This is a genomic window from Ligilactobacillus animalis KCTC 3501 = DSM 20602, assembly GCF_001434535.1.
Classification (GTDB): Bacteria; Bacillota; Bacilli; order Lactobacillales; family Lactobacillaceae; genus Ligilactobacillus; species Ligilactobacillus animalis.
Window position 1 is genome coordinate 1 of the sequence record NZ_AYYW01000009.1, and the last position, 1,070, is coordinate 1,070.

The following is a 1,070-nucleotide window of genomic DNA, read 5'->3' on the forward strand; positions in this document are numbered from 1 at the left end:
CGCAGTTTGTAAAATTAAGTTAGAAAAATAAAAAGCCATTTGTGATAGACTTTTGGGTAACTACAAACAAAAGTAAAGGAAAATCACAAATGACCTATAATCATCTTACCATAAGCGAACTGTCCTTCATACAAAATTTTTGGAATCAAGGTGTTAAAGCCTATATTGTAGCTAAAACCTTAAAGCGTAGTGCTGAAACTATTTATCGAGTATATCGTTTTTTAGATGCTGGGAATTCGATCTCTGAATACTATGAAAACTATCGGGCTAATAAATCTAGATCCGGCCGTAAACCCATCGTATTACCTAATGATGAGCTTGAGTACATCAAGGAAAAAGTTAGTCTAGGTTGGACCCCTGATACGATTATCGGACGTAATGAAAAACATATCAGTTGCTCAATGCGTACACTTTATCGCATCTTCAAGCGTTCTAACGTTCTAGATGTGATCTCACTCCCAATGAAAGGAAAAAGACATCCAAATGGTTACGTTGAACGCCGTGGAAAAGCTGGACGACTAGGTCGGTCCCTTTCAGAGCGGCATCAGGACTATCCCAACTACCATAATGAATTTGGACATCTTGAAGCTGATACGATCCAAGGTAAAAAACATCGTGGTGCAGTAATGACATTAGTTGAACGAAAGTCTAAGGCTGTCATCCTTTTGAATACACGCTATAAGACGGATAAAGCTATTTTAGAGAAACTTGATGCTTTACTTTCTGTTACTCCTAAAGGACTCTTTAAATCGATCACTTTTGATAATGGTAAGGAATTTTCTAAGTGGAAAGATATTTCTAATAAGCATGATATCAGTACCTATTTTGCCGATGTAGGTGCACCTAACCAACGAGCGCTAAATGAACAGACAAATGGATTACTTAGAAAAGACGGACTAGGAAAAGATATTGATCTTAGTGACCTCTCCACTGACTATGTCCAACAGGTAGCTAGTTATAGAAACAATATTCCACGTAAAAGTTTAAACTATAGAACCCCACTAGAAGTATTCATGAAGTACATTACAAATGAGCATGTAGTTTTTTCTAACTTGATTTGACAATTCAGG

Annotated in this window: 1 protein-coding gene; it reads left to right on the forward strand. The window is 36.7% G+C overall.

Going from position 1 to position 1,070, the window contains the following annotated elements; all coding sequences use genetic code 11:
• The first annotated feature begins 89 nt into the window (after positions 1 to 89).
• Complete coding sequence (locus FC30_RS02215) at positions 90 to 1,061, forward strand: IS30 family transposase (RefSeq protein WP_056938461.1); 972 nt, start codon at positions 90 to 92, stop codon at positions 1,059 to 1,061.
• The last annotated feature ends 9 nt before the right edge of the window (positions 1,062 to 1,070 follow it).

What these genes read in the sequence shown, in the direction of transcription:
- FC30_RS02215 (WP_056938461.1), top strand. Translation starts at nt 90, where the DNA reads ATGACCTATAATCATCTTACCATAAGCGAACTGTCCTTCATACAAAAT.